Consider the following 8393-nt stretch of genomic DNA (forward strand, 5'->3'; position numbering starts at 1 on the left):
ATTATTATAAACCATCCATGTTGATTTTCCAGGCCAGCTGTGGTTTTGCTTTATGGCCAGCCGCGACTACTTGCGCACTTGCGTAACGTTTGCGTAATGCCGGAACCGATTCTGAACCGATCTGTCCAGTTGCGCCGGTTACCAAAATGCACTTCATTGCCCGCTACTTTCAACAGTAAGCACCACTTTACCCACCGGATGCTGCTTTTCGAGATAATCATGTGCAGACACCGCCTCAGCAAGACTGAATAATTTTGCAATTTCAATGTTCAGCTCGCCTTTTTCCATCAACGCTGCGCAACGTTGCAGAATCTCCTTCTGATGCCGTTTTGCGCTGTCAAGCTCTAAAATAACCGGGGTCAGCATCAGTTCAAAACTGAAACGAAGATTACGCAGCCTTGCTTCCCGCCAGTCGGTGTCTGCAGCCGGTTGCAGAAGGGTCACTACATCGCCATACGGCTTTACGCAACCGAAACAATTTTGCAGTTCCGGCGGACCCACAGTATCCAGTACAATATCCACGCCACCACCGCCGGTCCAGCGCATCACTGCTTCCGATACATCCTCAGTCTTGTAATTAATCGTTTTATCCGCGCCCAGCCGTTTGACAAACTCGGCTTTTTCATCGTTGCTAACCGTCGTGATCACTCGCGCACCCGCGAGCCTGGCCAACTGTATTGCCACATGACCGACACCGCCAGCGCCTGCATGGATTAAAACCGTCTGACCGGCAGAAATGCGAGCGCGTCCATGCAGTGCCTCCCACGCAGTAATCAAAACCAGTGGCGCAGCAGCAGCCTGTTCATAGGATATCAAACGTGGTTTCAAGGCCAGCAGGGCTTCATCAACAAGCACATATTCGGCATACGTGCCCTGGCGTCGATTGAAGCCTGGCTGAGAAAAATAAACCGCATCGCCCACCGTTAAAGTTTTTACTTTTTCACCGACGCCCTCCACAATACCGGCACCGTCACACCCCGGTATCACGGGGAAGGAAACTGGAAAACGATCCGGGGTGGCACGAATTTTGCAGTCAACCGGATTGACCCCGGCAGCCTTGATGCGAACAAGCACCTGGCTTTTACTGCAAGGGCCGAGGGTATTCTTTTCGCCATACTGCAATACTTCAGATGTTCCACCTTTTTCAAAATAAATTGCTTTCATCGTGTTATCCTTTCACTACTTTTCTTTCCGTTGCCTGTCCGCACATAAAGACGGCTGCATTATTTCAATAAAATACATAATTGAACCGATTTCCGTCAAATGTATAATGCAGCTGATACCTACTATGATTACGGCATGAGTTACGTTCTTTTTTGTCGTACCTTTTATCATGACCACAAGACAGAATAAACCGAAACTTCTGTTTGCAACCAGCGAAGTGCATCCTCTCATTAAAACCGGTGGGCTGGCTGACGTATCAGGTGCGCTACCCATTGCCTTGCAAAAACTGGGGTGCGATGTTCGCGTCATTCTGCCTGCTTACGGTGATATTCTGGAAAGCGATCTTTCACTAAACTTTTTAGCAGAAACGTATCTGCCGGGAGTTCCAGGAAAAGTTTCACTGCTTTCCACGCATCTGGAAGACAGCCCGGTGCAGGTCTGGCTTGTCGGACATTCGTCCGCTTTTGCACGCAGGGGAAATCCTTACATGGACGTACACGGCGACATCTGGCCAGATAATGCTGAACGGTTTGCGCTATTCTGCAAAGTTATTGTATTGGCTGCGCTGGACCGACTGCACCTTGGCTGGAAGCCGGATGTGGTGCATTGCAATGATTGGCAAACAGCGCTCGTGCCGGCACTGTTAAAACAAACACCAGAAGCGCCTCCCTGTTTGTTTACCATCCATAATCTTGCCTACCAGGGCCTGTTTCCACAAGCGACTTTTGACGCATTAGGTTTGCCAGCCACACTCTGGTCACCGGAAGGTCTGGAGTTTCACGGCCAATTATCGTTTATCAAAGGCGGATTAGTGTTTGCCAACCGCATCAATACGGTCAGCGCGCAATACGCAAAAGAAATTCAAACACACGAAATGGGTTATGGGCTGGAAGGATTATTGCAATACCGGCGCGAAGAACTCTCAGGAATCATCAACGGTATTGATGATGCCATCTGGAATCCCAAGACAGATCCTTTGATAGCGCAAAACTACTCTGCGAAATCCCTTGCCAAAAAAAAGGTGAACAAGACTGCGCTACAGGAAATGCTTCAACTGCCAGCAAAAAAAGACATATTCATGCTCGGTTGCGTCAGCCGTCTGGTCGAGCAAAAAGGCGTCGACCTAATCCTTGAGTTTCTGGAAACCATTACTGACAAACCCTTACAGTTTTGTCTTTTAGGAACTGGAGATTTGAGCTTCCAGAAAAAGTTCGTCAATATGGCGAAAAAAAATCCGAAACAGATAAGCGTTATTATTGGTTATGACGAGAAATTAGCTCACCAGATTGAAGCTGGCGCCGATGTTTTTATAATGCCGTCACGTTTCGAACCCTGTGGATTAAATCAGCTATACAGTATGCGCTACGGTACAGTTCCTGTCGTACATCACGTTGGCGGGCTTGTTGATACCGTGGTTGATGCGACGGATAAAACCATCGCAGACGCTACCGCTACAGGGTTTGTGTTTAACCAGCCCACAGTGGCTGCGTTAAGCGAAGCGATCAACCGTGCTCACCTCATTTTTAACAAACCCAGAACATGGCAAAAAATTGTCAGGAACAACATGAATGCAGATTTCACCTGGCAAAAGAGTGCCGGAAAATATCTTGATTTATATCAAATTATGCAACAACCTTTTTCTAAGAAATAATTGAAATTCATATAGTTGCATTTTTTATATGTCGCCATTCAAAATAGACGGGGTATGAAAATAAACCAGGTGTATTCCAATTCGTGCAAGTTCCAAGTAGAATTCCGCTTTTGCGCGAAGCTCGCCGAAAGTATTTTTATCGAGTTTCGAAACACATACGCTCGGTCGAAGCCGAATTCTAAACCAGGTGACTGTTATTATGATTTTTTATAAGTCGCCCACGTTGGGTTTTGCACGAATTGAACGAAAACAAAGATTCCAATATTCCGCCGCACCGCGGTAACATCAACGTAGTATTATTTTCAACAAATCGTTTTGAACCACACCAGTTAAGTCTAACGGAGCTGCGTACATGAACGGTTTGCATTTGATAGGCGATTTAAGCAACTGCCGCTGCGATCCGTTGCGGCTGCTCGACAGCACAAATTTCAAAAACAAGTGCATCGATATGGTGCAGGCTGCCGGGCTGACAGTTATGGACGCGACATTCAAGCAATTCGATGATTCCGGTTTTACAGGTACAGTTGTCTTGGCTGAATCGCATCTGGCAATACATACCTGGCCTGAAAATAATGGATTAACACTGGATGTTTACGTCTGTAATTACAGTGCGGATAACAGCAGCAAAGCACATAAACTGTTCGATGCCATCATCGAATACTTCCAGCCGGTTGAAATTGCCAGGCATAAAATCGAACGCGGCGAACACACTCTCGTTGAGCCTCTGAACGATGCTACCGGTTTCTACATTACCGCCAGCCACCAAATAGGAGAGTGGCATACGAAATACCAGAAACTTTCGATCTACGACACACCGCACTATGGCAAAATTTTCCGCCTGGACGATTTTAATATGACGTCGGAACGGGAAGAATTTATTTACCACGAAAATCTGATCCATCCGGCACTGACTATTCTCGACGCACCCAAAAATGTGCTGATTATTGGTGGCGGCGACGGTGGATCTTCTGAAGAAGCATTGAAGCACCCGTCTGTCGAGCAGGTAACCATGGTAGAAATAGACGAAGATGTTATCAGCATTGCCAAAGAGCATTTTCAGGCCGTACATAACGGTGCGTTCGACGATCCTCGCTTACGTGTTGTCGTTGATAATGGCGTGCGGTTTATACATGAAACACAGGAAAAATTTGACCTGATCGCGCTTGATCTCAATGATCCAATTGGGCCAGCTGCGGCACTTTATTCAGCGGATTTTTTCCGGCAATGCCGTCAGGCACTGAAACCGGATGGACTAATGACATTGCATATCGGCTCACCAACAGCACATCCCGCTCGTGTGGCTGAAATTTCGCAACGATTGACACACGTTTTCCAGATCGTGCGCCCATATACCGTGTATATTCCACTCTATGGCGCCCTTTGGGCACTGGCGGTATGTTCCGATAAGCTCGATCCGAAGGCGTTTACACCCAAAGAAATTGATAACCGTATTGAATCGCGCAATCTTCAGCAACTTCAATTCTACAACGGCGACGCGCATTCAGGCGTATTTGCGCTGCCAAATTATGTCCGCAAACTTGTTGCCGGGCATAAAGATATTGCGCAGTAATCTTCTGTAACAAGACTTTTGTGCAGTTTTTGTTCTGTACGACAACAGGCATTGAACCATATCATATGGATAGAGTACGAGAACCGGTTCCAAAAAAGCAGCCACAATGCAATGCATAATACAGCGGCTACCTTGACTGACTAAATCATTATGCTGATCCTCCCGAAATCCTGTTTCCTTCATGTTCCCAAAACAGGTGGCACGTGGGTAAAAAAAGCCATTGCTGCAGCCGGTATTTCTTGCAAAGATTACACACTGTCGGGCGATCCGCATATCGGATTAAAAGACTGTCCGTGCCGGGAGAAATTCAAGTTTGCTTTCGTCAGGCACCCGGTCGATCTATACCGTTCCTACTGGCAGTTTAAAATGACCTACGGATGGGATTCTGACAATCAATTGGACCGAGCATGCCGGTCTGATAATTTTCAAAATTTTGTGCGCCAGGTACTGAATAAATTTCCAGGGGTTTACAGTAAGAGCTTGGCCGGTTTTGTGGGTGAAACAGATAATGAAATTGAATTTGTCGGTAAATACGAAAATCTGATTGGCGATCTGATTACCGCATTAAGATCAGCCGGCGAAGATTTTAACGAGCAACCTATCAGAACCTTACCGCCACACAACGTCAGCAATAAAAACAGATTTCCTGCCATCTACACATCTGCGCTTGAAGCCGAAGTCAAAAAAGCCGAACATATCACAATGAAACGGTTTAGTTACGAATAACTCGGCACCTCGGTAATGCTGTATAGAGTACTCTATCAATATCATATGAATGTAGCGTATTAGCTGGGTCTTCCTCCCTGCATTTCCATCATTTTAAGAAAGGCACGCCGCGTTTTGGGTCCGAAGGTTTCAAAGCTGGGATTCGGCGAATCGTTATACGCTGCTTTCAAAAGAGATACGCTATCGCTGTGCAGTATTGTTTGTAATTTCGGAACGTTAAGCCCATAGATTCTGGCGGCATTCAAACCAAAAATCTGTTTGCGCATCTGCGGGGTAATCGCAGGATATGCGTAACGATCCTGAAACGTATTACTGATCTGAAAACTGCGGAATGCCTGAATCTGATCCTGAGGACTGCCATACCATAATGCATCGGTACCCCAGCAGATACGTTCCTCGCCAAAATACTTGATCAACTTACCCATCAAATGGGCCGCCTGGTTGGGCTTGCTCATGCAATAGCGCCACACACTTCCGAGTTCGGCATACAGATTACCTTGATTAGGACGAAAACCGTTTTCCTGATGCGCCGTGATAAGGCGGTCAACACCCTGTGGGTTATCCAGCTGGTACGGACCTTCTTCAATGCCCACTTCAAAACCCGAGTGATAACAGATAAAGGTAACGTCAGGATACAGTTTCGCAGCCCTTGCAATATCGGCCGGATCCGAATATCGATAATCCATGCCGCCGAGGGGCAGACCGCGATGCGCGCTAATAATTTTAACGTTGAGATCACGCGCCTTCTCAATTAACGGTATGCCATATTCCGGATCGTCCATATAATAACCGGTTCCGTTCGGCCCCCACTGCGGATAAGTTTTCCATGCTGCAACGTTAAATTCCCCGGCCTGCACGTCCATGAACTCAATCCCGCCCGGTTCATTCGGCATTACGCCGCCCTGAATCAGAATCCGGTGTCCGGCGCCACCGGTCGCGGCAAGCAGACGTGCTTTTGCTGCATAATCCACAGGCGTAGGGTTGCTGTTGCGCCCGCCCCACAGCGCCGATACCACTGAAACGTCCGTGTCGCTGTCCAGAAACACTTCCTTGATCATTTGCTCGGCCGAATAGCAATCAAATTGCCCCGTAGCGCATTTACGCCGCTGTCCAAAAATCTGGTTCAAAACCGTCATCCAGCGCTTCCCGGATTTTCCTTGAGCCCACTTTCCAGACGGGTCCACGCAATGATTCTGGATATCAAAAATAAATTCTTCACCGCCAAGATTTTGGGCTGCAGCAGCCGTATCGTACGCAGCTTCCTCTTCGATGGCAAAATAGCCGCCCGCCTGGCCGGATCTGGCAAAAACCTGGTTGAATGCGAGCAGTGTCGCGGCAGAGCCAGCCAGCGTCTTTAAAAAATTCCGCCGGCTTTGCCGTATTGCTTTGGCCGCCTGACCGACAAACTGATGCGCATGACACTTGGCTTTCCGCTCGGCCACTGTCAGCGGCCGCGGTGAGTATTCCGCATTGGTCGCCGTATCAACTTTGATCGGCAACCGCTTTCCTTCCGGGTCGAAATCCATTTAAAGATACCTAATAAACAATAACTTTATTTTAAAGCTATTTGATTGTTGGGTGCAAAGCGCAATGATCGGCCAAATCCGATAAAACCGGGCGGCAATCCCGTGCAATCTTATAGTCGGCAATATCATCAGCCCGGGTTTTGCCGCGGTTAATGACCATTAGCGGTTTGCCATCCTGTTTTGCCAGCTTGCAGAAACGAAAACCAGAATACACCATCAATGATGAACCGACGACCAGGACACCATTGCTTTGTGCATATAACTGCGCAGTGGCAAGATTGGTTAGCTTAGGTACCGCGCCGCCAAAAAAAACGACATCTGGCATTAAAATACCATCGCAAGACAAACAGTTAACCAGAATCATCCGCTCGGTCATATCATCTTCCACATAAGCATCGCCATCGGGAGCCAACTCTGCAGCGAGCGGCGCTAAAAATGAATTGCGTTCCAACAGCCGAACCTGCACCTGACGCCGGTCTTCATATTGTCCGCACTGTAAACAGCGTGCCCGGTCAAGTCGCCCATGCAAGTCGATCACATTCTCCTGTCCCGCCCGCTGGTGCAATCTGTCGACGTTCTGAGTAATCAGGCCTGCGATATAGCCGCGCCGCTCCAGTTCCGCGAGGGCATAATGCACGTCATTGGGTTGCGCACGCTCTACTGGTGGCCAGCCCACTGCACTTCGAGCCCAGTAACGTTTTCGCATATCTTCATACTGAATAAATTCATAATGCCTGATCGGTTCGCAGCGGCGCCAGTCACCGTTGTCATCGCGATACGTCGGAATGCCGGAATTTAAGCTGATCCCGGCGCCCGTAATCACCAACCAGGGTTTATGATGATCGAATATCGATGGCAATTCGCCAAATAACATGCTAACCGTGCGCCTCAATATCATCATTGCACTCAGCATATCGCACATCCATGGTTTTTATGAAATAATCTTTTCAAAATGCTATTGAGCATTCATCAACATATAGGATTCATAACAATGAAAAAGCTACTATTGACCACCATATTGTTATGCTTTAGCACCAGCATTATGGCTGAGTGGACTCAAGTGGACAAGCGCGACGATAAAGGCGGTTACACGGTATACGCCGACTTGCAATCCATCCGTAAAGTGGACAGCGAGGCCAAAATGTGGTCGCTAATCGACTATAAACTCGAACAGGAAGACACCGGTGTTTATTTTTTATCAAAAAAAGTTCGTAGAAAGTATGAGTGCCGGAGCGGGCACATCAAAGAGCTGGCCTACAAGTTATTCAATTGGAATATGGGCGGCGGGGAACTGATTCGCGCATACAGCCAGCCGCAGGAATGGGTAAAAATTGAACCTGGCAGTGTGGAAGAAGCCGAATGGAAGGTAGCCTGTGGTCATCCCGCTTTAGGTGATTAACGCTTGTGTTGCCTGTCGGCAGAAGTACGATCACTCTGTTGCATCTCTAACGCCTGGCCGGGAGCATCAAATGCTACATTTCGGCAGCAAAGAAACTACAAAAGCGCAGACTGATGTGGTTCAATAGACCCGGACACTCCAGTTAAGAGAAAATAGACTTAATTGGAGGAAGAAAAATTGGAAAGAAAACAATATACAAAAGAATTCAAATTAGATGCGGTCAGTCTAGTTGTTGACCAGGGATTGACGATAGCTGAAGCGGCTAGAAGCCTAGAGATCAATGCCAATATGCTTGGGCGATGGATTAAGGAAAGTCAGGCTGATGACAATGGTCAGGCATTTCGTGGCAATGGAAAG

General features: G+C 47.6%; 9 protein-coding genes. 5 read left to right on the forward strand and 4 right to left on the reverse strand.

The window, feature by feature from the left end:
- Positions 1-4: 4 nt before the first annotated feature.
- The gene (locus tag BMY60_RS15410) at positions 5-157 is read right to left on the reverse strand and encodes a hypothetical protein (RefSeq protein ID WP_218141672.1); all 153 of its coding nucleotides are present in this window, start codon (positions 155-157) and stop codon (positions 5-7) included.
- Positions 154-1164, reverse strand: coding sequence for a zinc-dependent alcohol dehydrogenase family protein (locus BMY60_RS09880; RefSeq protein ID WP_090333304.1), 1011 nt, complete (start codon positions 1162-1164; stop codon positions 154-156). The genes BMY60_RS15410 and BMY60_RS09880 overlap by 4 nt, the downstream gene beginning before the upstream one ends.
- Before the next feature lie 169 nt (positions 1165-1333).
- Between BMY60_RS09880 and glgA the strand changes: the two genes are divergently transcribed.
- From glgA to BMY60_RS09895, 3 genes are all read left to right on the forward strand, one after another.
- Positions 1334-2815 (forward strand): glycogen synthase GlgA, encoded by a 1482-nt coding sequence (gene glgA, locus BMY60_RS09885; protein ID WP_090333306.1) that lies wholly within the window; start codon positions 1334-1336, stop codon positions 2813-2815.
- A 352-nt stretch (positions 2816-3167) separates the two neighbouring features.
- Positions 3168-4385 (forward strand): polyamine aminopropyltransferase, encoded by a 1218-nt coding sequence (gene speE, locus BMY60_RS09890; protein WP_090333307.1) that lies wholly within the window; start codon positions 3168-3170, stop codon positions 4383-4385.
- A gap of 150 nt (positions 4386-4535) precedes the next feature.
- Positions 4536-5111 carry a sulfotransferase family protein gene (locus tag BMY60_RS09895; RefSeq protein ID WP_090333309.1) on the forward strand — a complete coding sequence of 192 codons (576 nt, stop codon included), beginning with the start codon at positions 4536-4538 and terminating at the stop codon, positions 5109-5111.
- A 59-nt stretch (positions 5112-5170) separates the two neighbouring features.
- On the opposite strand, the gene BMY60_RS09900 is transcribed toward BMY60_RS09895, so the two are convergent.
- Positions 5171-6637: an amidohydrolase family protein gene (locus BMY60_RS09900; RefSeq protein WP_090333310.1), complete on the reverse strand. Its 1467-nt coding sequence runs from the start codon at positions 6635-6637 to the stop codon at positions 5171-5173.
- Between the two features lie 37 nt (positions 6638-6674).
- Positions 6675-7550, reverse strand: a complete 876-nt coding sequence (locus BMY60_RS09905) for an NAD-dependent protein deacetylase (protein ID WP_218141673.1) — start codon at positions 7548-7550, stop codon at positions 6675-6677.
- A gap of 78 nt (positions 7551-7628) precedes the next feature.
- On the opposite strand from BMY60_RS09905, the gene BMY60_RS09910 reads away from it, so the two are divergent.
- Together BMY60_RS09910 and BMY60_RS09915 are read left to right on the forward strand one after the other, a co-directional pair.
- The gene (locus BMY60_RS09910) at positions 7629-8036 is read left to right on the forward strand and encodes a surface-adhesin E family protein (RefSeq protein ID WP_090333313.1); all 408 of its coding nucleotides are present in this window, start codon (positions 7629-7631) and stop codon (positions 8034-8036) included.
- Between the two features lie 177 nt (positions 8037-8213).
- Positions 8214-8393: transposase (locus tag BMY60_RS09915; RefSeq protein WP_143057413.1), on the forward strand; the 180-nt coding region annotated here is incomplete at its 3' end.

The sequence above is a fragment of the Nitrosomonas sp. Nm51 genome (assembly GCF_900111165.1).
In the GTDB taxonomy this organism is placed as follows: domain Bacteria; phylum Pseudomonadota; class Gammaproteobacteria; order Burkholderiales; family Nitrosomonadaceae; genus Nitrosomonas.

Coding starts and splice junctions, on each gene's coding strand:
- BMY60_RS15410 (WP_218141672.1), bottom strand. CDS start 157: ATGAAGTGCATTTTGGTAACCGGCGCAACTGGACAGATCGGTTCAGAA.
- BMY60_RS09880 (WP_090333304.1), bottom strand. CDS start 1,164: ATGAAAGCAATTTATTTTGAAAAAGGTGGAACATCTGAAGTATTGCAG.
- glgA (WP_090333306.1), top strand. CDS start 1,334: ATGACCACAAGACAGAATAAACCGAAACTTCTGTTTGCAACCAGCGAA.
- speE (WP_090333307.1), top strand. CDS start 3,168: ATGAACGGTTTGCATTTGATAGGCGATTTAAGCAACTGCCGCTGCGAT.
- BMY60_RS09895 (WP_090333309.1), top strand. CDS start 4,536: ATGCTGATCCTCCCGAAATCCTGTTTCCTTCATGTTCCCAAAACAGGT.
- BMY60_RS09900 (WP_090333310.1), bottom strand. CDS start 6,637: ATGGATTTCGACCCGGAAGGAAAGCGGTTGCCGATCAAAGTTGATACG.
- BMY60_RS09905 (WP_218141673.1), bottom strand. CDS start 7,550: ATGCTGAGTGCAATGATGATATTGAGGCGCACGGTTAGCATGTTATTT.
- BMY60_RS09910 (WP_090333313.1), top strand. CDS start 7,629: ATGAAAAAGCTACTATTGACCACCATATTGTTATGCTTTAGCACCAGC.